The organism is Psychroflexus sp. S27 (assembly GCF_002810405.1).
GTDB lineage: Bacteria > Bacteroidota > Bacteroidia > Flavobacteriales > Flavobacteriaceae > Psychroflexus > Psychroflexus halocasei_A.
The window spans coordinates 1-23,281 of sequence record NZ_NEXQ01000027.1 but is presented as its reverse complement, the minus strand read 5'-3'; the positions used below and the strand labels follow the sequence as shown (position 1 = coordinate 23,281).

At 34.5% G+C, this 23,281-nt stretch carries 17 protein-coding genes, 1 tRNA gene, 2 rRNA genes and 1 pseudogene; 7 read left to right on the top strand and 14 right to left on the bottom strand.

The genetic code is table 11. The annotated features are described in order from the left end of the window. Positions 1-16: 16 nt before the first annotated feature. Entirely contained in the window at positions 17-835 is an 819-nt protein-coding gene (locus CAP47_RS12090) for a prohibitin family protein (RefSeq protein WP_100776850.1), read from the top strand. 88 nt (positions 836-923) lie between these two features. On the opposite strand, the gene CAP47_RS12085 is transcribed toward CAP47_RS12090, so the two are convergent. After that, on the bottom strand, positions 924-2,912 hold the full coding sequence (locus CAP47_RS12085; protein WP_100776849.1) for an aconitate hydratase: 1,989 nt from the start codon (positions 2,910-2,912) through the stop codon (positions 924-926). 192 nt (positions 2,913-3,104) lie between these two features. Here CAP47_RS12085 and CAP47_RS12080 point away from each other — a divergent pair, with 192 nt between their 5' ends. Further along, positions 3,105-4,265: a hypothetical protein gene (locus CAP47_RS12080; protein ID WP_100776848.1), complete on the top strand. Its 1,161-nt coding sequence runs from the start codon at positions 3,105-3,107 to the stop codon at positions 4,263-4,265. Between the two features lie 89 nt (positions 4,266-4,354). On the opposite strand, the gene CAP47_RS12075 is transcribed toward CAP47_RS12080, so the two are convergent. The 3 genes from CAP47_RS12075 to CAP47_RS12065 all read right to left on the bottom strand — a co-directional run bounded on the left by CAP47_RS12075 (position 4,355) and on the right by CAP47_RS12065 (position 7,614). Beyond that, on the bottom strand, positions 4,355-5,110 hold the full coding sequence (locus tag CAP47_RS12075; RefSeq protein ID WP_100776847.1) for a YoaK family protein: 756 nt from the start codon (positions 5,108-5,110) through the stop codon (positions 4,355-4,357). 55 nt (positions 5,111-5,165) lie between these two features. Beyond that, positions 5,166-6,293 (bottom strand): transporter substrate-binding domain-containing protein, encoded by a 1,128-nt coding sequence (locus CAP47_RS12070; RefSeq protein ID WP_100776846.1) that lies wholly within the window; start codon positions 6,291-6,293, stop codon positions 5,166-5,168. Positions 6,294-6,390: 97 nt separating this feature from the next. Further along, positions 6,391-7,614: an outer membrane beta-barrel protein gene (locus CAP47_RS12065; RefSeq protein WP_100776845.1), complete on the bottom strand. Its 1,224-nt coding sequence runs from the start codon at positions 7,612-7,614 to the stop codon at positions 6,391-6,393. Positions 7,615-7,833: 219 nt separating this feature from the next. Here CAP47_RS12065 and CAP47_RS12060 point away from each other — a divergent pair, with 219 nt between their 5' ends. Next, the gene (locus CAP47_RS12060; protein ID WP_100776844.1) at positions 7,834-8,448 is read left to right on the top strand and encodes a DUF3365 domain-containing protein; all 615 of its coding nucleotides are present in this window, start codon (positions 7,834-7,836) and stop codon (positions 8,446-8,448) included. Between the two features lie 6 nt (positions 8,449-8,454). Here the strand turns inward: CAP47_RS12060 and CAP47_RS12055 are convergent, their stop codons facing one another. Further along, positions 8,455-9,717: a Y-family DNA polymerase gene (locus CAP47_RS12055; protein ID WP_100776843.1), complete on the bottom strand. Its 1,263-nt coding sequence runs from the start codon at positions 9,715-9,717 to the stop codon at positions 8,455-8,457. Continuing rightward, positions 9,717-10,148 (bottom strand): LexA family protein, encoded by a 432-nt coding sequence (locus CAP47_RS12050; protein ID WP_100776881.1) that lies wholly within the window; start codon positions 10,146-10,148, stop codon positions 9,717-9,719. Before CAP47_RS12050 ends, CAP47_RS12055 begins: the two co-directional genes overlap by 1 nt. Positions 10,149-10,375: 227 nt before the next feature. On the opposite strand from CAP47_RS12050, the pseudogene CAP47_RS12045 reads away from it, so the two are divergent. Beyond that, positions 10,376-11,828 (top strand): annotated as a pseudogene (locus CAP47_RS12045) (sodium:solute symporter family protein). A 96-nt stretch (positions 11,829-11,924) separates the two neighbouring features. Here the strand turns inward: CAP47_RS12045 and CAP47_RS12040 are convergent. Then, complete coding sequence (locus CAP47_RS12040; protein WP_100776842.1) at positions 11,925-13,433, bottom strand: succinate CoA transferase; 1,509 nt, start codon at positions 13,431-13,433, stop codon at positions 11,925-11,927. A gap of 172 nt (positions 13,434-13,605) precedes the next feature. On the opposite strand from CAP47_RS12040, the gene CAP47_RS12035 reads away from it, so the two are divergent. From CAP47_RS12035 to CAP47_RS12025, 3 genes are all read left to right on the top strand, one after another. Then, complete coding sequence (locus CAP47_RS12035) at positions 13,606-14,199, top strand: helix-turn-helix transcriptional regulator (RefSeq protein ID WP_100776841.1); 594 nt, start codon at positions 13,606-13,608, stop codon at positions 14,197-14,199. A gap of 116 nt (positions 14,200-14,315) precedes the next feature. Beyond that, positions 14,316-15,419, top strand: a complete 1,104-nt coding sequence (locus CAP47_RS12030) for an IS4 family transposase (RefSeq protein WP_093246194.1) — start codon at positions 14,316-14,318, stop codon at positions 15,417-15,419. Positions 15,420-15,450: 31 nt separating this feature from the next. After that, positions 15,451-16,515, top strand: a complete 1,065-nt coding sequence (locus CAP47_RS12025; RefSeq protein WP_100776840.1) for a branched-chain amino acid aminotransferase — start codon at positions 15,451-15,453, stop codon at positions 16,513-16,515. A gap of 173 nt (positions 16,516-16,688) precedes the next feature. On the opposite strand, the gene wecB is transcribed toward CAP47_RS12025, so the two are convergent. The 7 genes from wecB to CAP47_RS11985 all read right to left on the bottom strand — a co-directional run. Beyond that, positions 16,689-17,780 (bottom strand): non-hydrolyzing UDP-N-acetylglucosamine 2-epimerase, encoded by a 1,092-nt coding sequence (wecB, locus tag CAP47_RS12020; RefSeq protein WP_100776839.1) that lies wholly within the window; start codon positions 17,778-17,780, stop codon positions 16,689-16,691. A gap of 408 nt (positions 17,781-18,188) precedes the next feature. Next, entirely contained in the window at positions 18,189-18,638 is a 450-nt protein-coding gene (locus tag CAP47_RS12015) for a transposase (RefSeq protein ID WP_100776838.1), read from the bottom strand. Between the two features lie 1,034 nt (positions 18,639-19,672). Beyond that, a tRNA-Asp gene (locus tag CAP47_RS12005) sits at positions 19,673-19,746 on the bottom strand. A gap of 92 nt (positions 19,747-19,838) precedes the next feature. Continuing rightward, a complete protein-coding gene (locus tag CAP47_RS12000) occupies positions 19,839-20,738 on the bottom strand; it encodes a DUF58 domain-containing protein (RefSeq protein WP_100776836.1) in 900 nt (299 codons plus the stop codon). A 53-nt stretch (positions 20,739-20,791) separates the two neighbouring features. Continuing rightward, on the bottom strand, positions 20,792-21,109 hold the full coding sequence (trxA, locus tag CAP47_RS11995; protein ID WP_100776835.1) for a thioredoxin: 318 nt from the start codon (positions 21,107-21,109) through the stop codon (positions 20,792-20,794). A gap of 121 nt (positions 21,110-21,230) precedes the next feature. Further along, positions 21,231-21,338 (bottom strand): 5S ribosomal RNA (gene rrf, locus CAP47_RS11990). Positions 21,339-21,416: 78 nt separating this feature from the next. Beyond that, a 23S ribosomal RNA gene (locus CAP47_RS11985) occupies positions 21,417-23,281 on the bottom strand; the annotation flags it as partial.

Below are 23,281 nucleotides of genomic sequence, written 5' to 3'. Positions count from 1 at the left end.
TTTTAAAAATCCACGTATGGAAAAATTACCCAAGTCAATCATTCCAATTGTTATTGCGATTATTATTGTCATTATTTTTATTTCAAATTCAACAGTTAACATCAACTCAGGTGAAGCTGGCGTTTTATTTAAACGTTTTGGAGGCGGAGTTGTGACAGATGAACCAGCTTTAGGAGAGGGTTTTCACTTAGTTGCACCCTGGAATGATGTTTTTGTTTACGAAGTAAGACAGCAATCTATCGATGAGAAAATGGTTGTTTTATCATCAAATGGTCTTGACATCAAACTTGATGTGACTATTTGGTATGAACCAGATTATGATCGTTTAGGTTTATTACACAAAGAAAGAGGTGAAGATTACTTGAGACGTTTAATTCTCCCAGCGGTTCGTTCTGCAACTAGAACTGTTGTTGGACGCTATAAGCCTGAAGAATTATATGCACAAAAAAGAGAATCAATTCAGGAAGAAATGTACGTTGAGTCTGAGCAAATGTTGAAAGATCAGTTTGTTCAAGTTAACCGTATCTTAGTAAGAGACGTTTCTTTACCACCAACAATTAAGCAAGCGATTGAGCGTAAATTGAAGCAAGAGCAAGAGTCTTTAGAGTATCAATACCGTTTAGAAAAAGCTGAAAAAGAAAAAGAAAGACAGCGTATTGAAGCTGAAGGTAAAGCACGTGCAAACGAAATTTTAAGTGCTTCATTAACAGATAAAATTTTGAGAGAAAAAGGAATTCAAGCGACTATTGAATTATCAACATCTACAAATAGTAAAGTGATTGTTATCGGATCAGGAGATGATGGAATGCCATTAATTCTTGGAGGTGACAATTAATTGAAGATTTCAAAATCAAACTAAAATGGCTTTAGAGTTTAATTTCTAAAGCCATTTTTTTGTTTTAACTAAACTGAATTATTTTAAATTAAGATTCACCTAAATCATTTTCTTCAATTCTTTCTTTAAAATCATTAATAATTCCACCTTTCATCAGGATATGAATCTGTCTGTCGCTTAAACTGTGTTTCGTTGGGAATCTGATTTTAGATCCATCAGATTTTTTAAGAGTGACTTCAATTGTATTTCTGTTTCCAACGTTTTCACGTAAATTCTTCAAAATGATTTCGTCACCTTGATCGATTTTATCGTAATCTTCTACATTTAAAAATTCAAGTGGAAGAATACCAAAATTGATTAAATTTTGCCAAGCAATTCTGGCATAACTATTTGCAATAACAGCAACTTGGCCAAGATATTTAGGAGCTAAAGCTGCATGCTCACGGCTTGATCCTTGTGCGTAATTATCTTTCGCAACAACGACATGACCACCATGACTTTCTTTCGTTTTCATGGCGCGATCATAAAAAGTATCATCGATCACTGTGTATGAGAACTTGCTTATTTCAGGGAGGTTACTTCTAAATGGAAGGACATCAGCACCAGCTTTCAAAATTTCATCGGTAGAAATATTATCTCCCATTTTAAGTAAAACAGGAACTTGACAAGCATCTTTTAAAGGATCGATATGTGGTAATGAACTAATGTTTGGTCCTTTTTCTAATTTAATATCCGAACCATCTTCAGGAGGAGCAACCAACATGTCGTCCTTTATAATATGAAATTCGGGATATTTAAATTTCGGATATGTCATTCCATATAAATCTTCTAAATCTCTAGGGTCTGTGATTTTACCTGTTAAAGCTGACGCAGCTGCAGTTTCAGGACTACAAAGATGAACTTGATCGTCTTTAGTTCCAGACCTGTCTGGGAAGTTTCTAGGCATCGTTCTTAAGCTTATCGTACCAGAAGCAGGTGCTTGACCCATACCAATACAACCCATACAACCTGATTGATGAAAGCGAGCTCCAGCTTTTATGAGGTTTCCGAAAGCTTTGTTATCAATCATATTTTGGATGATTTGTCTTGAAGTAGGATTAACATCAAATGAAACATCGTTATGTACTGCTTTATCTTCAACAATTGCACTTGCAATCCAGAAATCTCTTAAACCTGGATTGGCAGATGAACCAATAACAACTTGACTGATTTCTTTGCCTGCGACTTCACTAACAGGAACAACGTTTCCTGGGCTTGTAGGCAATGCGATTAAAGGAACTAAATCATCAAGAATTATTTCTTCGTGAAGATCATATTTTGCATCATCATCTGCTTTTAATTCCTTCCAATCATCTTCTCTTTTTTGTGATTTTAAAAATCTTTTAGTTTCATGGTCACTTGGGAAAACTGTTGTCGTTGCACCAAGCTCAGCTCCCATATTGGCAATAACATGTCTGTCCATTGCGCTGAGATGTTGAAGTCCATCACCATAGTATTCAATAATTTTACCAACACCACCTTTAACGTTATGGCGACGTAACATTTCTAAAATGACGTCTTTTGCGCTAACCCAATCTGTCAATTTACCAGTGAGTTTAACACCCCAAACCTCAGGCATTTTAACATAGTAAGGTTGCCCAGCAATCGCAGCAGCAACATCAAGACCACCAGTCCCTATTGCTAGCATTCCTAAAGATCCTGCAGCAGGCGTGTGGCTGTCAGAACCAACCATTGTTTTCCCAGGCTTGCCAAATCTTTCCATGTGAACAGGATGACTTACACCATTTCCTGGGCGGCTGTACCATAAGCCAAATTTTTGAGAGGCTGATAGTAAGAAAAGATGATCATCAGCATTTTTGTAATCGGTTTGTAAAAGATTATGATCAACATATTGTACAGCGACTTCAGTTTGAGCTTTTTCTAAACCCATGGCTTCCAGTTCTAACTGAACCAATGTTCCTGTCGCATCTTGCAATAATGCCTGATCTATTTTAATCCCAATTTCTTGACCAGGAACCATTTCACCTTCAACTAAATGCTCTTTGATGAGTTTCTGTGTAACGTTAAATTCTTTCATGTTTTTACTTTCAATTTATTAGTAACATGGCGAATATGTGTCGTGTTTAACAATAAATTAAAATGTATCTATCAAATAACTCATAAAATATGAGGAAATAATTATGTGATTATCGTTAAAGCGTTGCTAAAGACTTTTAGTTCTACATTAAAAGCTTTTATCTTCAAGGTATTAATTTTAAAAATTGAAATTATGAGTTTGTTAAACAAAAGTGATATTAAAAATCTGCTGAGTATTCATGGTGAGTTATGTGTTTCTATTTTTATACCCACAGAACGTGCTGGTCAAAATGTCTTAAATGAAAAAAATAAAATTCATCTAAAATCTCAATTAAAAGAAGTTGAGAAAGGCTTAGTCAATCAGAGAACTTCAAAAGATGTGATTAGTAAAATAAGTGGTCCTATTCAGAAATTGATTGACGACACAAATTTTTGGCGACATCAAAGTGATGGGTTAGCAGTTTTTGCCTCAGAAAATTTCTTTAAAATATTTACACTTCCAGTTAATTTTGAAGCTTATCACTATGTTTCAAATGAATTCTATATCAAGCCACTGGTTCCAATGCTAAATGATGATGAACGATTCTATATACTTGCTCTTCAGCTACAAGAGGTCACTTTATATGAAGCAACACGATATACAATTGGAGAGGTTGAAGTTGAAGATTTAATTCCATCACGACTTGAAGAACGTGTTGGTTTTGATTATAAAGAGAAGCACTTGAGTTTTAGATCACAGAATTCAGGTGGAGAAAAAACAATTTTCCATGGTCACGGTGGTGGAGGCGGTGATGAAAGAAAGGATGAAATAACAAGATATTTTAGAGCGATAGACAAAGGTTTAGAAAGCGTTTTGACTGGAGATAAAGCACCTCTCATTGTGGCAACTCAAGATTATCTATTTCCACTTTATAAAGATGCCAATAATTATAATAACCTCTATGAAGAAGTTTTACCAGGAAATCCTTCTGAGGGAGATTTATTTGATTTACATGAAAAAGCTTTGAGACTCATTGAGCCATTATTAAGAAAGAAGAGAAATGAAAAAGCTGAAGCTTTCAATAAACATAATAAAACTGAGAAAACAGGTACGTCAATTACCGATATTTTACCTTCAATTCAACAAGGGAAAGTTGACACTTTGTTTTTAGAAAATCGAAATGATATTTGGGGACACTACAACAAAAATAACATGAAAACTATCTTGCACGACAAGCAACAAGCTGATAATTATTCTTTGATGAATTGGGCTGCAAAGGAAGTTTTGTCACAAGGCGGCCACGTTTTCTTAACCCAAAAAGCGCAAATGCCAGATACAAGCTCTAAAGTAAATGCATTGTATAGGTTTAGTTAAAAAAACCTGACTTTAAATAAAGACTAAAATCATCTGTTGTGTTATTCAGCAGGTGATTTTTTATTATAAAAACTGTAGACTCGTTTAGTTTAGATAGATCGCAAAGCTTTCTTTCTAAACTTCTTAATTTTTCGACGTGCTTTTCTAATTTTAAACAACATATCATCATAAAATAAACTGACGATTAATATAGCTGCTGCAATGCTTAAGGTTTTCAATTTCAATTCAAAATTGGAGTAAAAAATGTTTCCTATAACTCCTCCAATAAAGAAGAAAGTAATGATATAAATTCTCATTTTAATTCTTGATCTTATTTCTGAAATATGAGGATGTGATTTTGGAAAAAATAATTGTGAGAGTTCAATTCCAAGATCAGTAAACAAACCAGTTAAATGTGTTGTTCTGACAATTGCATCTGAAATTTTTGTAACATATGAGTTTTGTAAACCCATTGCAAACAATAGAATACAAGCAATTACATTTGGATAATCGATCTTTAAGAAATCACCTACTATGGCAACTCCAATTAAGATGAGTGCTTCAATCATAATAGGAATCACATAAACATTAAGTCTCTTATTTTCTTTAAAAAATTGAATTAATAGGCCAGAGGTAAAAGAACCCAATAAAAATGAATTGATATAAAATAAAAATACAGCTGCTTTTTCAAATTCAAAATTATGGACATCGTACATCATTAATGCAAAATGCCCCGTGACATGAGTCGTTAACTGTAAAATAGCTAAAAAGCCAGTGACATTAACAATTCCTGCAACTAAAGAAAGTATACTTGCAATTTTAAGGTTGTGTCTATATGTTCTACTCTTTCCTTGATGCTTAAACATAAGTTTGCAATATCAATATGTCTTTAATTTAAATTATAAGATAGAAATATAAAATTTACTCATCTTTATCTAAGTAATAATCAATAATGCGCACAGTTTCTTGTTTTTCGGCATGCTCCAATAAAGCGCGATTGACTCTATAAATAAATCTGTTATCATTTTTCGGAAAGGCAAAACCATAACCCTGTTTGTAATATTCAGCTTTGGCCAAGTGTAATTGATTTTCAGTTTCATTTTTTAGATGATAAAGCAATTGTGGTCTATCGTAAACAACTGCATCAACATCATTACTTTTTAATTGATCAAATGCATCATCAAGGCTAGCAACATTACTGACTTTAACCTTGTTTTCACGAAGAAAATTTTCAGATGGTGACCCTTGAACTGTAGCTGCCTTTCGATCAGAAAGTTGTTCAATATTAGTGATTGTTGTCGTCCCTAATGATGACAAAGTTAAAGTACTGGCAATACCAGCTACCATAGAAGTTGCAGAAATAATGGAAATGACCATCCAAGCACCAGCAATTATACGTCCAGAAACTGTAATCGGAGCTTTGTCTCCATAACCCGTTGTACTCATGGTGACAATGGCAAGCCACATGCCTGTTGCAATTCCGTTAATTGGATCATGAGGGAATTGATCAGGAGATTTATTTCGCTCAGCCAGCCATAGTAGTGTTCCTACAATAGCAAGAATAAAAAGAAAAACAGCAACAGCTAATATTAGCTTAATGCTAAAAAGCGGTTTAATAGCATTCCATAAACTAAAATCATCTTCGCGAGAAACAATAGCTAAACTTGAATTGTAGAAAGGTTGAGAGAATTGCATTCTTTCTAAGCGATTAGACGTAATGCTTAAAGGGCCGACAACAATATCTAAATCATTTCTACCAAGTTTTCTTAAAGCTTTATCAGTACTATCAAATATATGGTATTCATAATCCCAATTTTCTTCTAAAGCAATGTCTTCCCATATCTCAATAGCGATACCACCAGAAACATCACCATCAGTTGTAAAGACAAAAGGTTCATTACCAGCAACACCAATTTTAAGAATTTTCGTCTTTAAAGTATCAACTTTATTTTCTTGAGCATGAACAAAGTTAAATGTGGTGAGTACGAATATTAAAAATAAAAAGATCTTGTTTTTATCAATAAGAAAACGAGATGAGATCATTATCATTATAAATTTAGGCTTTTATAAAATACAAAATAAGCTATAAATTTATTGAAAGGATATCATTTTTTACTAAAGTTTAAAAAGTAGCTTCCATACAAAATTAAAATATCTGATATCCTAATATGAATGACATGCTGCTGTAATCTGAAGACCAGTATTCATAACTATCTAAAATATCCCTATTTGTTTGATATCTGAATTCTAAACTAAACTTTTTATTGTATTGATAACCAGCTCCAAAAGCGATATTATTCCCTTTTTTAACCTCTATTGTATTTAAATTAGAACCATCTTTTCTTGTGAACTCTACTGACGAACTCATGCTAAAATCCATAACGTAAGCTGCATTTAGATATATAGCTGATTTTTTATTGATGTAAAAATAATGTCTCAATCCAATCGGAATTTCAATAGAACTATAATCGACAATGGCAACGCGTTCGTCTCCCACTATGTTGTCAGTCGGTGAAGATGATTCAGATTTGAAACTCTGGTAAGCAGGCTCTAATGTGATCGCCCATTTATTTTTATTAAAAGGTAAGACAAACTCCAAGTCAATGCCAATTCCAAAACCAGTTTCATCATCAAACTCAATAGGGTCAATGTCTGACAGAGAATTGCCAAATGTTAAAGAAGAGATATTAAAGCGTGGCTTAATGGTTAAATGAAAGAAATCTCTTTTGTCTTTTGCATTAAAATTTATGTAATCACTCTCAACACAATCATTAAATTTAGTGAATTGCTTAACCAAATCTCTTTTGCTGTAATTGATATATTCAAGTTTTTGTTGGTCAAAACCATCACAAGATAAGTCACTCCACAGTTGTTGTCTGTATCTGTTGTTTTCGCTAACATCTCCATTAACAGTTTTATATTTTTTATAAATTAACTGTTTGATTTCTGAATCTTTTAAACTGTAAAAATAACGTAATAAATTACCATCATTATATTCATATAAATTTGCTTGGCCTTCAACAAGTACTTTTAAAAATAAATTCTCCTCGCTGAAAATCGGATTTCTGTTTTGACTTAAGCGATTGATATTTTTACTAGATCTATCAATTTCAACCTTGGCTTTGATGTATTTAGAAATTCCATTTATTCCAAACTCATTAAGCGTCTCTATTGATTTGAGTTGTGCTTCGTCGTTTTCTTGAAGTTTATACTCAATTTGTGTCGGTGTATTTTTCCAATCAACATTTTTGATAAGACAAGTTGTTTTCTGTCCTGAATTATTAATAAAGTAACCTTCTTCAAAGGTGATTTGAGCATACGAATTGAAGCCAATAATAAAGAGTAAAAGAGAGAGTAATTGCTTTTTCATAGGAAGTAAATATGAATTTGTTTTGATTTTTTTAAAAATCAGTGAGTTGTTAATGAAAAGCCGAAAATATTAAAATTTATTAAATATTTGTCAATGTATATGGTTTTTATTTTTTTCAATTTATAGAACATCATTTTTTGTTCTGTAAATTAACTTTATAAGTAACAAGAGTTACAAACCAATATCATTTTCTTAATTATTTTTGATAAAATAATTTTTATGAAAAAAATATTAATCTCAATTTTCGTTTTAGCTTTAACTTTATCGAGCTGCCAGAACAATAAATCTCAAGATCAAACAGATCAAAAGAAAGATGAGCCTGTTCAAGTTGAAAAAAAAGAGCAGAAAGATTACAAAAGCATAGGTTTAGAATATGCGATAGGAACCAAAGCAGAGCTTGGTAAAAATTTAATGACCAAAATGAAAGAGGACGGGCCTATTCATGCGTTAGAATTTTGTAATGTTCAAGCGATGCCGATAACCGACTCTATGTCTAAAAAATATAATGCTGATATTAAAAGAGTTTCCGATAAAAATCGTAATCCATCTAATCTAGCATCAGAACAAGAAATAGAATACATCAGACAATTTTCTCAAATGGTTTCTAATGAAGACCAAGTCGAACCAATTATTGAAACGACTGAAGATAAAGTGAAATTCTATTATCCAATCACAACAAATTCGATGTGTTTAAAATGCCACGGAAAGGTTGGTGAAGATATCGCGACTGAAACTTATAATAAAATTATTGAGTTATACCCAGAGGATAAAGCGATAGGATATCAAGAGAATGAAGTGAGAGGGATTTGGCGAATATATTTTGATAAAGAGTAGAAGTGCTCAACTCGCTTTAATTTCAATAACATCTGTTAATTTTGTTGAGTAATTTTGGCTCAAATGATTTTGGCGCATTTTCCAGCGGTGTTTTAAATCTTGATTTCCAAATTTGATTGTGTGCTTTCCATAGCTTTCATTAAGCGCATCAATTTTTTTCATCAAAGGGATATGTTTCGGGTTTTCTTCCGTAAAAAGCGAGGTTTGTTTTTCATTTTCTGGAGTTATCCGACTCACAATAACGCCAGCTTTTTTATAAGAAATATCTTGCTCATAAATTTGGTGTAAAGCTTTTTTAGCGAATTTCACTAAATCTAAGCTCGAGTTGGTCGGGTAGGGAAGTTGTACCGTAAAACCTCTGCTGTGATAAGTCGTATTTTTTCGAAACCTGTTACTTTTTAGAAAAACATAAATAGATTGACAACAGCTATCTTGACGACGCAATTTTTCGCCACAAATAATCGCGTAACTGCAAATACGTTCGGTGATATAATCTAAATCTTTGTACTCATAATCGAAAGAGCGTGTGGTGGCAATTGCTTTCTTATTAGTGATGCCTTCAAGACCTAAAGTTTGCTCGCCTTCTAATTCTTTTTTAAGGCGTAAACCAACAACTGTCATGTGTTTTCTCACCCAATCATCATTGAGTTGAGCAAATTCATAAGCCTTCTTAAAGCCCAAAGCTTCTAAGCGTTTTTGGTGTTGTCTGCCAATTCCCCAAATGTCTCCAATGGAGAGCCATTTCAAAGCTTTGAGACGTAATTCTTCATTCTTGATAATATAAATTCCGCCAGTATGTTTCGGAAATTTTTTTGCAATACTGTTAGCAACTTTACTTAATGTTTTCGTTTCTGCAACACCAATGCTGATGGGTATTCCTGTTGATTTTTCAACAGATTTTTTCATTTTTTGTAAATGCTTTTCAAGACCAATTTTGTCATAACCTCTAAAGTATAAAAAGGATTCATCAATACTGTAAATTTCAATATCAGGTGTAAATTCACTTAAAATATTCATCACGCGTGCACTCATATCGCCATAAAGTGCATAATTGGATGAAAAGACTTTGATATTTTTTTGTTTAAAAATCTTTTCAAATTTAAAAGCTGGCGCACCCATCGGGATGCCGAGTGCTTTGGCTTCATTGCTTCTCGCAATCACACAGCCATCATTATTTGATAAAATTGCGATAGGCACTTCTCGTAAACTCGGATTGAATACACGCTCACAAGAGGCATAAAAATTGTTACAATCAACTAAAGCAAACATTATGATATTTTTTTGATAACTGTGGTCACAATTCCCCAAATAACAAAATCATTTTCAGGATAAACAGGGATGGGTTGGTAATTTTTATTTTCTGCAACGAGCCATAACTTATCTTTTTCGTACAAAACACGTTTGACGGTAAACTCACCATCTAAATAACAAATTGCAATGCTGTTGTTTTTGGGTTCTAAACTCTTGTCAATAATCAACAAGTCACCATCATTGAGGCCAGCATCAATCATGCTATCACCACTTACTTTACCGAAAAATGTTGCATTTGGATGCTTGATAAATTCTTTGTTCAAATCAATGCTTAAGTCCAAAAAATCTTCAGCAGGACTCGGAAATCCAGCTGTAATTTTTTCAGCTAAAGGAAGGATAAGACTTTTGCTAAGTTCAATTTTTTTGATGTGTGTTAATGTTGTTCTCATAAAAGTAAGCTCTTCTAAAGTAGAAAACAAAATTAGGATAAATTCCATGTATAAAGGAATAATCCAGGATGTTTAACATCAATAAAGTTTAGAGCAAACTTTTCTCCTTTCGCTAAACACTTGTTAAAGCTGATCTTTCAGGTAATCTTGATTTTCAGATTACAAAATAATCTGTTTATTTGTAATACGTTTAAAAACGAAACCCAGCCCAAACTATAAAGCTAACAATGCCAAATACAACACTTACAATTGTTTTTCTTTCTATCTATGTGTTTGCAATAATTGCCTTGGGCATTTGGAATAGAAAAAGTGAAAATAGTGAAGATTATTTTTTGGCATCGCGCCAACTTCCAGCATGGTTATTAGCCATTACATTTATCGCATCTTGGTGGGGCGGAGGTTCAGCGATTGATCTTGTAGATCACGCACATAAAAACGGGTTAAGTTCTTTCTGGATTTACGGTGTTCCTGTTTTAATTGCCACCGCTTTGATGTATGTTTTTGCTAAAGGCATCAGAAATATTGGAACAATATCTCAGCCTCAATTGATGAAGGAACGCTACAATAGTAAGGTTGCATTGTTGCTGACAATATTCATCATTATTTTTTATGATCATTGCTTCTGCTGTTCAGGTAATTGTGGTCGGAAAGTTTTTTCAAGCTTTTTTTGATATGAGTTATGCAACTGGCTGTATTTTAGGGATTTTAATTGTGTTAACTTATTCTTTGTTTGGTGGGTTTAAAGGTGTTGTTATAACTGACTTTTTACAATTTCTATTTTTCTTGTTCACAGGCATATTTTTGTTTTATTACACCTATACGGAATCTGGCGGTATGGAAGCTGTTAAAGCTGTTGCAAATGCTAATGAAAAAGTGGGTTATACTTCTTTCTTTTCTAGTGTTGCTGATAATATTGCTTATGTGATCACTTTCGGGACCTCATGGATGATTCAAGCCAATATTTGGCAGCGTATTTCGGCAGCTAAAAAAGCAACTGATGCCAAAAAAATGATGATCATTAGCTTTATTGCTTTTATCCCGCTTTATTTAATGGTCACTTATACAGGAATGTTTTCTTCAGTGATGTTTGATACAGTTCCTAAAGCCGGTATTGTTCCTGAAATGATTAGTCAATTACCAAATTCCGTGATGAGTGCGACGATGTTTGTCGGACTTTGTGCAGCGATTATGTCTACAATGGATTCATTGATTAATACTGGCGCTTTGTCTTTAACTGTTGATATTTATAAAAATTATATCAATCCTAAAGCAAGCTCTAAGCTACAAGTTGTTATTGCGCGTTCATCCACTTTTTTAATGGGTGCAATCGCTTTATTGTTTGCTTTAAAAATAAAATCAGTTTTAAAAATCTCTTGGATAGGTTCAGATTTCCTCACAAGTGGAGCTTTTGTTCCTTTGGTATTAGGTTTTGTATGGGCAAGAGGCACTTCAAAAGCTGCAATTGCATCAATGCTATTTGGACTACTATTTTCAACATACAACTTACTTGTTGCCTTGGGAATAGATTTACCAATTGCATGGGAAATTGCTTCAGCAACACAAGCCATAATCGGGATTTCAGTTTCTTTAGTCATTTATGTGAGTGTGAGTTTATTTTCTAAAGTTGATACTGAACAAAGCAAAGCTTTTATCAAAAAAGCTGGCATTTTAAAATCATAATCGGTATTGAGATTAAACAAATAAAGCTGAGCAATTTTATAGATTGATCAGCTTTTAGCGTATGATAGATTATATTTTAGCTTTATAAACTGAATTTTAATGAATTGCAAATTCTTCAATTTTCATTGTGCCATGTGTTTTTAAATTAGTGTGCCAGCTTAATGTTTCCTCAAGAATATGAGGCGTGTGTCCGCCCAATTTTGAAGCTTCTGTAAAATAATTCATTAGCTGTTCTTTGTATTCTGGGTGCACACAATTTTCTATAATCACTTTGGCTCTTTCTATTGGTGCTATACCTCTAATATCTGCCAAACCTTGTTCTGTGACTAAAATATCAACATCGTGTTCTGTGTGATCGGTGTGGGAAACCATAGGAACGATATGTGAAATTCGACCTTCTTTTGAAATCGAAGGACAAGCAAAAATACTGAGATAGCCATTTCTAGCAAAATCTCCAGAGCCACCAATACCATTCATCATTTTAGTACCAGTGATATGTGTTGAATTGACGTTGCCATATATATCAAACTCAATAGCTGTGTTGATACCAATAACACCTAATCGGCTGATCACTTCAGCAGCATTACTGATGTTTTGTGGTCTTAAAAGTAGTTTGTCTTTATAGTCTTCAAAATTATTAAAAACTTTTTTGGAGCATTCCTCTGTCACTGTGATTGAAGAAGCTGAAGCAAATAGTAATTTACCAGAATCAAACAATTCAAAAGTGCTGTCTTGAAGCACTTCAGAATACATTGTCAAATCTTTGAATCGGCTGTTAACAAAACCTGATAGAATCGCATTTGCTGTTTTACCAATGCCTGCTTGTAGAGGCAAAAGAGATTCTGTTAATCTCCCTTCATCAACTTCTTTTCCTAAAAACTGAAGAATATGATTAGAGATTGCTGTTGTTTTTTCATCAGGATCAGAAATGATAGCCGGACTATCTGGAACTTCAGTAAATACAATAGCTGCAACTTTTTCAGGATCTATTTTTATGTATGGAACACCGATTTTTGTATCAGAATGCAATACAGGGATAATATCACGATGTGGTTGCTTTTTCAAAAACTTGATATCGTGAATACCTTCTAAGCTTTCAGGAAAACTTGTATTGATCTCGATGATGATTTTTTCTGCTTTATCTGCAAAAACAGGTGAATTTCCCACTGAGGTTGTCGGAATAATATAGCCGTCTTTTGTGATAGAAACGGCTTCAATAATTGCAACATCAATTTTGAAAGTATCGACATGCTGAAGCATATCGGCAGTTTGACCTAAATGTTGATCAACGTAAAGAACTTCGTGGCTATTGATGCTTTTTCTAAGTGTCGGATCTGCCTGAAAAGGCATTCGTTTGTGCAAAGCGCCATTTTTAGCTAAGTCCGCATCGGTATTGTATCCTAGTGAAGCGCCACTTAATACGGTTACTTTAACATCTTCATACAAAGCTCTTTGAGCAACTTTTGGTAAAACAGCTTTACTATCTCCTGCTTTTGTAAAACCACTAACGCCTAAAACATCATTATTTTTGATCAATAATGATGCTTTTTCTGGTGATTGAATCCTATCAAGATATGCTGTGTAATTAATTCTATTTTTTTTCATAATTGTATCTTTTAATAAATATTAATCCAATTTATTTTCAAATTGATTAATCTTTGGGATGTATTTTATGCATTTGCTAAAAAGCACTTCTGCAATTTATATAACATATTTGATGTCTATTTATTTAAGTAAGACATTAATTTATTAATTTAGTGCAAAACATTATTTTTTGATGAATAGTAAATATTATTTAACTGAAGTTGATAAACATCCGGCTAGTATTTATTGTTATTTCAACTTAAAAGGAGAAAGTTTTGTTGTATCGCATCAACATCAAAAAGGACAGTTTTTATATGCTGAAGGCGATGTTGTTCATGTCAAAACAAATGTAGGAACACATTATTTGCCTGCGCGACATTATATGTGGATTCCATCAAATGTCAATCATGCTATTTATCCTAGCTCATCGCGAGTAATCATGAAAAATTTGTATTTTCCTGTCTCAGATCAAGCTGCATTGTTTTATAAAAAAGTAGGAATTTACCCCATTAATTCTCTTTTAATCGAATTATTAATTTTTACAAAAAACTGGAATGGAGATATATTTCAAACTCAAAAAAATAAATATGCAGTTGTTGATGCTTTTAGGGCTTTACTTCAGCAAACGGCTTCTCAACCTTTATTTTTAGAATTACCGCATCCGAATGATCATCGCCTAAGTGAAGTCATTGATTATTTAACCAAACACATTCATCAGGAACATTTGTTGCCACAGTTAGCTTCAAAATTTAGCATGACTGATAAATCTTTATATCGTTTATTTTAGTACACGACAAAAATTGTTTAACTATTTGATTTTTAACAAAGTAAAGTGAATTTTAATCTTCTTTATATTGCATAAAATACTGGAATTCAGTATATTAAAGCATTATTCTTCAAGTAATGACTTTAAAAAAGAACTCCAGTACAGGTATTAAAGATACTCAATTATTAGCACTATTCAAAGCTCATTTCAAAGGACATCTCAACTTGGCCAGGATCCGTCTTATCTGTTTGTTTATTGACGCTCTATGCAAAGTTAAGTCTGTCAATTTTGTAAAGTTATCTGCTGGATTTGATACATCTGTAGATGCTTCAAGCAGTTACAGACGCATTCAACGCTTTATGGCACTTGCCGATCTATCTATGATCTGGGTAGCCAAGTTTATTTTTTGCCTTCTTCCAGAGAAAGATAAACTGGTGCTCTCTATGGATAGGACCAACTGGAAGTTCGGGGATAAAAACATAAATATCCTTATGTTGGGGATCAGTTATAAAAATGTAGCTTTTCCAATAATGTTCAAAATGCTGGACAAAAGGGGGAATTCCAATACTCCTGAGCGTATTGCATTGGTACAAGGCTTCATTGACTGCTTTGGCAAGGACTGTATCGATTGTTTGTTGGCAGATAGGGAGTTTGTGGGTGAGCAATGGCTTAATTTCCTTAATTCAAAGAATATACGTTACTTCATTCGAATACGTAATAACTTTAAAATTTACTGCCCAAGACGGCAAAAGGAAATTACAGCACAGCATTTATTTCATAGCTTGAAAGCTGGGCAGATAAGGCACTATCCTAAAATAGTCAGGATGCACGGGGAATATTGTTACTTATCAGGCACAAAATCCATTAAAGATGGAAAAGTTGACTTTTGCATTATAGTATCATTCAACAAACCAGATGAGGCACTAGAGTATTATACTAAAAGATGGCAGATAGAGAGCTTGTTCAGGGCTCTTAAAACCAGCGGGTTCAATCTTGAAGATACTCACGTTACACACCCTGAAAGACTGGAAAAGTTAATCATGCTCGTGATGATAGCATTTGTGTGGTGTTATAAAATTGGAGACTTTATTGATACTCAAATAAAACCAATAAGAATCAAAAAACACGGAAGAAGAGCTATATCAGTCTTCAGATATGGATTAGACTATATCTCAAAATGCTTGTTATCAGGAACTAATAAATATGACCTTAATCTAATTCAATTTTTGTCGTGTACTTAAAAAATTTGTATATTCGCTAAAATTTTAAAAAATGAGTCAATTAAATTCACTTTTAAATATTACAAAAACTAAAAAATCTAGATTAGAGGAAGTTGATTTTGACAACTTACAATTCGGCAAAAACTACGCTGACCACATGATGTACTGTGATTACATTGATGGGGAATGGCAAAAACCAGTGATAGCACCTTATGGACCTATGAGTTTTGAGCCATCAGTTAAAGTGTTTCATTACGGTCAAGCTGTTTTTGAAGGCATGAAAGCTTTTAAAGACGATCATGATGATGTCTGGTTATTCAGACCTGAAGACAACCTGAATCGTATCAATATTTCTTCAAAACGTATGGCGATTCCTGAATTTCCTAAGGAATATTTTATGGAGAGTCTTAAAACGCTGATGCAACTTGATAAAGACTGGGTAAAAAAAGGACAAGGTAATTCTTTATACATCCGCCCATTTGCGATTGCCACTGAAGCAGGTGTTTCTGCATCAGAATCTAATCAGTATCGTTTTATGATTATTACTTGCCCAGCCAAGGCCTATTATTCAAAACCAGTAAAAGTTTTGATTGCACAAGATTACAGCAGATCGGCAGATGGTGGCGTTGGTTATGCAAAGGCAGCTGGTAATTACGGAGCACAGTTTTATCCGACCAAATTGGCTAAAGAAAAAGGTTTAGACCAGATTATATGGACAGATGCAAATACGCATCAGTATATGGAGGAAGCAGGAACGATGAATATCTTTTTCCGTATTAATGATAAATTGGTTACAGCCCCAACCAATGACCGAATTTTAGATGGCATCACAAGAAAGTCAATTATCCAATTAGCACAAGATGAAGGCTTAGATGTAGAGATTGATCGCGTTGAAGTTAAGCGCATTATAGATGCAGCTAAAAGTGGTGAACTTAAAGAAATTTTTGGCGCAGGAACTGCCGCTACTATTGTTGGTGTAGAAGGCTTTGAATATGATGGGCAGTATTATGAACTTCCTGTTATGGAGGATTCTTATGGCGCTCATTTCAAAAAAAGATTACAAGATATACAATATAATAGAGCCGAGGATCCGCATGGATGGCGTTTTAAAATATAAAAAAGCTCTGTTTAAAAGACTAAAAATGACAAACCTCGATGCAAATCGAGGTTTTTTTTGAGTTGCTTTTAAAGCTGAGTTTTTGGCTTTAGGCCGTTTTCTTGAATTATGAATTTTGAATTCAAAATTTTGAATGACTCAAAAACTCACACCTACTAGTAGTATCTAACAAACTAAAATTTAATTTTGAGAATTTCGTCTATAATTCTTTCAGCACATTTCCCATCCCACATCGGTATTTCTTGACACTCTTTCCATTCACCATTAAAAAGTTTTTGCATAGCAGGTTGAATTGCTTTAGGGTCAGTACCCAAAAGTTCATTTGTACCCAATTCAATAGTTTCGGGGCGTTCGGTATTGTCTCTTAATGTCATACAAGGAACGTTTAAAATTGAGGCTTCTTCTGTAATACCTCCTGAATCCGTTATCACAGCTTTTGCGCGCCCTACTAAATAATTGAATTCTAAATAGCTTAATGGTTCTACCATATGTAAGCGCGGATGCATAATTCCGAGCTTCTTTAAAATTTTCGCAGTTCTTGGGTGTACTGGAAATATGAGTGGTAAATCATTTGTATTATTAACAATCTCATCCATCAGCTCTTTAAGCTTCGTTTCTTCATCAACATTAGCAGGTCGGTGAAGGGTCATCACTAAATATTCTTTTTCATTAAGTGACAATTCATCCCATACTTCTGGTTTTTTAAAATTTGGACGCTGCTTTAGCAAAGTATCTATCATGGTATTACCAACAAAGAAAAGCTGATTGTCTTTTACCCCGCTTGATTTGAGGTTATTGTTTGCTAAGTCCGAAGTTGTAAAAAAGTAGTTTGTAATACTATCTGTTAGCAATCGATTGATTTCTTCAGGCATAGACCAATCTCCTGAACGGATGCCTGCTTCAACATGTGCAACCTTAACCTGTTGCTTTTGTGCGGTAATTGCACATGCCATTGTGGAAGTAACATCCCCTACAACCAAAACAAGATCTGTTGGGTTGTTAATAAGCTCTTTTTCAAAAGCTAACATAATTTTTGCAGTTTGCTCTGCTTGTGATCCCCCTCCAGACTCTAAATTGGTATGAGGAGCAGGTATTTCTAATTGATCAAAGAAATCACCAGACATTTTTTTATCATAATGCTGACCTGTATGAACAAGTCGATAGTCTATATTCTCTGATTTGTCTTTTGCCTTTTGTATGGCATGAATAATTGGTGCTATTTTCATGAAGTTTGGGCGTGCACCCGCGATGATAGTAATAAGCATATGTCTTGGTTTTCTTCTGATTTTTATTTTATGATAAATGACCTAAAGCTTTTGAAAAAAGTTATTGAGTCAATTTCAAAAATAATACATTATTTGGTTTTATGCTTTGAACAATACGAAAGTTTGATTGTGCTTTTTATTGAAGTAGGCATTCGGCTGTAGGCTTTTTTTGATTTAGAATTTTAAACTTTAAATGACTCACCATTCAAAAACTCACACATTGAACATCCCTGATTAGAGTTGACCGTTTTTAGTTATTAATTTCATCGTTAAAAATAGTAATTATTGGTCTATTAGATGGTTTTAATTTGTTCCAATAATCTTCAAAGTTATTCGGACTCATTTTGGGTAAATGTTTATGAACCCTATTCTGGTTATAATTTAATACTGCTTTTTTGACACACTGCTTTAATTGATAAAATGTTTAGGCTTCCAGTAGCTTAAATATTCTTCCTTAATAGTTCTATTAATGCGTTCCGCATAAGCATTATCCAAACCACTTAAAGCCATACTTATCTTTGTGCCATTAGCTTTTAATAAATCAATATATCGTCCATAAGTATATTGACTTCCTCTGTCTGAATAATGAATAACTGGTGACCTATTAGTTCGTATAGCCATTTGCAATGCTTTTAATTTCTGGGTGCTGCTATCTTTCATCTCTACAATTCTTGAACCTTTTTCGTTAAAGGTAGAAAATTTATAGATCCAATTATAAATTGACACATTGCTTATGCCATGTAATTTCTCTAATTGTAAAACACTGAATTGTCCAGATTCAAAATCTTGAACAACTTGACGCTTAAATTCTTCAGAATAAGTTCGCTGTTTTCTTAAGGCTTTTAAATTTGCTTTCATAAGTATACACTTTGATTAAAGTGGTCAACCTATATCAGGGACGTACAACCTACCACCTACTACCTACTACCTACTACCTACTACCTACTAATTACTCATTACTCATTTCTATTTTTTCGATTTCGATTTCAGTTTCAACTTCTTTTAATGTTCTCCCTTCTTTTCCATTGCCGAAAAGAAGCAAACCCCGAAGGGTCGGGACTACGAAAGTCTAGGCTTACGAACCTAATGCTAAATTGTATGTTCATAAGCTAAATTTTAGGAAACTCACCTGATTGCATCAGGCTTAAACAGCCTAAAATTTAACGCTTATTTCACTGCCAATTTTACACATTATTTTCGATAGGCCGTTTTACTTGAATTATGAATTTAAAATTCTGAATTTTGAATTTATCTTCCCCTTCTATAAAGTTGAAAATACTTCAACTCAACGAAAATGAATTATGAAAGCCAACTGACTCATTTAAAGAAATACCTGTGGCTTTCGCGAAAGTGCTTGACGTAGTCATAAGCATATAGCGAAAAAGACATCAGGGGTTTTGCGAAGAGCAACGAAGAAAAAATTTCCTGAAATTAGTCTTGTCCCGACGGTTCGGGATTGCTTCTCCCGATCCCGAAACGTCGGGAGGATTGCGTCAAGAAAAAATGAAGAGGAACTTATTTTAATGCTTTTACTTTTTTTCATTGCCAAATCCGAGGAATCGGGAGCAAGAAGTCTTGAAAGATTATGACTAGGAGCGCTGTGGATTTATAAACATAAAATGAAGCTATGTCAGATCATTCAATGCAAAATATGGCTTTTAGAGTACAATTTAGAGGAGTCAAAAATCTAGATTTTTCCTTTATGGATTAACCACAATTTTTGCATAAACACAACATATGTTCTTGATCCGTTAAATCAAGAGAAATAATGCCTTTATTATATAATAAGTTTATAAACAAAAAAAGCCTTTCCTATGGAAAAGCTTCTACAAAGTATTAACTCTGATTTCGAATAAACTTAATTATTCACAACACAACATTAACTTTAATTGCGGTCTGGACGAGACTCGAACTCGCGACCCCCTGCGTGACAGGCAGGTATTCTAACCAACTGAACTACCAGACCGTGTGCGTATTGCGGTTGCAAATATACAACCCTTTTTTGATTCTGCAAGCTCCAAATAAAAATAAATTTAAAATATTTTTCACTAAGAGTCTTTACTTCTGATTTTCAACAAAATAAGATTCTAATATTTTTTGATATCCTTTATTAATATCTGCTTCAACATATGAAATCTTGTATCTTAAGCAAACTAATTTTAATTCATTGATATAATTCTTCATATAATTCTGATAAGATGTTTGATATGAATCTGTAAAAACCTGTACAGCTTGATGTGATTCTAAATCCTTAAACTCAACAGCCTTATTCTTAAAATTAAAGTCGACTTCCTGTTGAAAATCTAAAACATGAAATAAAATAACTTTAGCTTTCTTATGTTTAAAGAGCTTTAGTGCATCTATCAACTCATCTCTTTTATCAGAAAGCATATCACTAAAAAGAACAACAACTGAGCGTTGACGTATTTTATTAGCTATAAACTCAAAATTTGAATAGAAGTCTGTTTCCCTAAAAGAGCCTTTATCTGATATAACGGAGACCAAATTATGCTCAAGAAGCCTATAATGTTTCTGACTATTTTTTTCATCTAAAAAAAGCTTTAACTCCTGATCAAAAAAACTTAAACCAAAAGCATCTCTTTGATTGATAAGAAGCTTACATATTGAAGCAATGCTTAAAGTTGAAAATTCAATTTTATTATCAGTAAAATAATTATCACCCTTAGATTCCATGTACATTGAAGAAGAAACATCTAAAATAAAATGGCATCTCAAATTTGTATCATCTTGGAATTTTTTAATGTAGAGTTTTTCAGTTCTTGCAAACAGTTTCCAATCGATATGTTTAGTTGAATCGCCTTGATTATAAAATTTATGTTCAGCAAATTCAGAAGAGAATCCATGAAAAGGACTTTTATGGAATCCCGAAATAAATCCTTCAACAATACGATTAACTTTAAAATCAAAATGTTTCAAGTTAATTGAAGTTTTGAACATAAAAAAAGGGTTTAGTTAAACTAAACCCTAAGATAAATATTTAGGTGAATTAATTAGATTAATTCGTCTAAAATTTCTTTATAAGTTTCTTTTTGAGCAACGCCAACCTGACGTTTAACAAGCTCTCCCTTATTAAAAACTAAAACAGTTGGAATATTTCTTACACCGTATTTAGCAGCAAAATCTTGATTTTCATCTACATCAATTTTACCAATAACAGCTTTACCATCATATTCTTTTGATAACTCCTCAACGATAGGAGTTAACATACGACAAGGCCCGCACCATGCAGCCCAAAAGTCGATAAGCACAGGCTTATCATTTTCTAATACAATCTTTTCAAAATCTTGATCTTTTATTTCTAGTGCCATAATTTAATTTTATTTGAAACAAAAATAATGAATATAAGTGAGCTAAGATAAATTTTAAGTGAGATTTAATAAATAAACAAAAAAGCCTGTAAGATTGTTCTTACAGGCTTTTTTATATAAAGGAAGGCGGCGACCTACTCTCCCACGTTAGTAGTACCATCGGCGCTAACGAGCTTAACTTCTCTGTTCGGAATGGGAAGAGGTGAGCCTCGTTGCTATAACCACCTTAAGTCATTAATATCAACATATCAGATAAGATAAAATAAAGATGTAATCACCTTGATTATTTTTAAATAAAAGAGCTAGCTATTATAAGCCTTCGGGTAATTAGTACTACTCGGCTGTGACATTACTGCCTTTACACCTGTAGCCTATCAACCCCGTAGTCTACGGGGACCCTTTAAAGAAATCTCATCTTGTGGTGGGTTTCGCGCTTATATGCTTTCAGCGCTTATCCCTKCCAAACGTAGCTACTCTGCGATGCTCCTGGCGGAACAACAGATACACCAGAGGTTTGTCCAACTCGGTCCTCTCGTACTAGAGTCAGATCCACGCAAATTTCTAACGCCCACTGTAGATAGAGACCGAACTGTCTCACGACGTTCTGAACCCAGCTCGCGTGCCACTTTAATGGGCGAACAGCCCAACCCTTGGGACCTTCTCCAGCCCCAGGATGTGACGAGCCGACATCGAGGTGCCAAACCCCCCCGTCGATGTGAGCTCTTGGGGGAGATCAGCCTGTTATCCCCGGAGTACCTTTTATCCTTTGAGCGATGGCCCTTCCATGCGGAACCACCGGATCACTATGCTCTACTTTCGTACCTGATCGACTTGTRGGTCTCTCAGTCAAGCTCCCTTATGCCATTGCACTCTACGCACGGTTACCAAGCGTRCTGAGGGAACCTTTAGAAGCCTCCGTTACTATTTTGGAGGCGACCACCCCAGTCAAACTACCCACCAAGTAATGTCCCCCACAAAYGCGGGGTTAGGCCTTAAACAAGTAAAGGGTGGTATTTCAACAATGACTCCACCACACCTGGCGATGCAGCTTCAATGTCTCCCACCTATCCTACACATCACTTATCCAAAGTCAATACTAAGCTATAGTAAAGGTTCACGGGGTCTTTTCGTCCCACAGCGGGTAATCGGCATCTTCACCGATACTTCAATTTCACCGAGCTCATGGCTGAGACAGTGTCCAGATCGTTGCACCATTCGTGCAGGTCGGAACTTACCCGACAAGGAATTTCGCTACCTTAGGACCGTTATAGTTACGGCCGCCGTTTACTGGGGCTTCAATTCAATGCTTCGCTAAAAGCTAACATCTCCTCTTAACCTTCCAGCACCGGGCAGGTGTCAAGCCCTATACTTCATCTCTCGATTTAGCAGAGCTCTGTGTTTTTGATAAACAGTCGCCTGGACCTATTCACTGCGGCCCCACCGTAGTGGGGCGACCCTTCTCCCGAAGTTACGGGTCGATTTTGCCTAGTTCCTTAGCCATGAATCTCTCGAGCACCTTAGAATTCTCTTCCCAACTACCTGTGTCGGTTTACGGTACGGGCTGCTATAATTGATTTTCTTGGAAGAACCGCCTTTAGATTATCACCGCCACCGTAGCTTTGGTGTACTATCCCTTAATTACTTAAGGTTCAACGYGCAATTCCGTCTGCACGCACTAAATTTGCTTCTCCGTCTCTTTTATTTTATAGCAGGTAGCAGAATATTAACTGCTTGTCCATCGACTTCTCCTTTCGGATACGCCTTAGGCCCCGACTAACCCTCAGCTGATTAGCATAGCTGAGGAATCCTTGGTCTTTCGGTGTGCGGGTTTCTCGCCCGCATTATCGTTACTTATGCCTACATTTTCTTTTCTAAACACTCCAGCAAACCTGACAGTTCACCTTCTACGCCGTTTAGAATGCTCCCCTACCTCTCATAACYTAAGTCATGAAAGCATAGCTTCGGTAATATACTTATGCCCGATTATTATCCATGCCTGATCGCTCGACTAGTGAGCTGTTACGCACTCTTTAAATGAATGGCTGCTTCCAAGCCAACATCCTAGCTGTCTATGCAATTAGACCGCGTTTTTTCAACTTAGTATATATTTTGGGACCTTAGCTGATGCTCTGGGTTCTTTCCCTCTCGGACATGGACCTTAGCACCCATGCC

Excerpts from the sequence above, each read along its gene's own strand:
- CAP47_RS12090 (WP_100776850.1), top strand. The coding sequence starts at position 17 with ATGGAAAAATTACCCAAGTCAATCATTCCAATTGTTATTGCGATTATT.
- CAP47_RS12085 (WP_100776849.1), bottom strand. The coding sequence starts at position 2,912 with ATGAAAGAATTTAACGTTACACAGAAACTCATCAAAGAGCATTTAGTT.
- CAP47_RS12080 (WP_100776848.1), top strand. The coding sequence starts at position 3,105 with ATGAGTTTGTTAAACAAAAGTGATATTAAAAATCTGCTGAGTATTCAT.
- CAP47_RS12075 (WP_100776847.1), bottom strand. The coding sequence starts at position 5,110 with ATGTTTAAGCATCAAGGAAAGAGTAGAACATATAGACACAACCTTAAA.
- CAP47_RS12070 (WP_100776846.1), bottom strand. The coding sequence starts at position 6,293 with ATGATAATGATCTCATCTCGTTTTCTTATTGATAAAAACAAGATCTTT.
- CAP47_RS12065 (WP_100776845.1), bottom strand. The coding sequence starts at position 7,614 with ATGAAAAAGCAATTACTCTCTCTTTTACTCTTTATTATTGGCTTCAAT.
- CAP47_RS12060 (WP_100776844.1), top strand. The coding sequence starts at position 7,834 with ATGAAAAAAATATTAATCTCAATTTTCGTTTTAGCTTTAACTTTATCG.
- CAP47_RS12055 (WP_100776843.1), bottom strand. The coding sequence starts at position 9,717 with ATGTTTGCTTTAGTTGATTGTAACAATTTTTATGCCTCTTGTGAGCGT.
- CAP47_RS12050 (WP_100776881.1), bottom strand. The coding sequence starts at position 10,148 with ATGAGAACAACATTAACACACATCAAAAAAATTGAACTTAGCAAAAGT.
- CAP47_RS12040 (WP_100776842.1), bottom strand. The coding sequence starts at position 13,433 with ATGAAAAAAAATAGAATTAATTACACAGCATATCTTGATAGGATTCAA.
- CAP47_RS12035 (WP_100776841.1), top strand. The coding sequence starts at position 13,606 with ATGAATAGTAAATATTATTTAACTGAAGTTGATAAACATCCGGCTAGT.
- CAP47_RS12030 (WP_093246194.1), top strand. The coding sequence starts at position 14,316 with ATGACTTTAAAAAAGAACTCCAGTACAGGTATTAAAGATACTCAATTA.
- CAP47_RS12025 (WP_100776840.1), top strand. The coding sequence starts at position 15,451 with ATGAGTCAATTAAATTCACTTTTAAATATTACAAAAACTAAAAAATCT.
- wecB (WP_100776839.1), bottom strand. The coding sequence starts at position 17,780 with ATGCTTATTACTATCATCGCGGGTGCACGCCCAAACTTCATGAAAATA.
- CAP47_RS12015 (WP_100776838.1), bottom strand. The coding sequence starts at position 18,638 with ATGAAAGCAAATTTAAAAGCCTTAAGAAAACAGCGAACTTATTCTGAA.
- CAP47_RS12000 (WP_100776836.1), bottom strand. The coding sequence starts at position 20,738 with ATGTTCAAAACTTCAATTAACTTGAAACATTTTGATTTTAAAGTTAAT.
- trxA (WP_100776835.1), bottom strand. The coding sequence starts at position 21,109 with ATGGCACTAGAAATAAAAGATCAAGATTTTGAAAAGATTGTATTAGAA.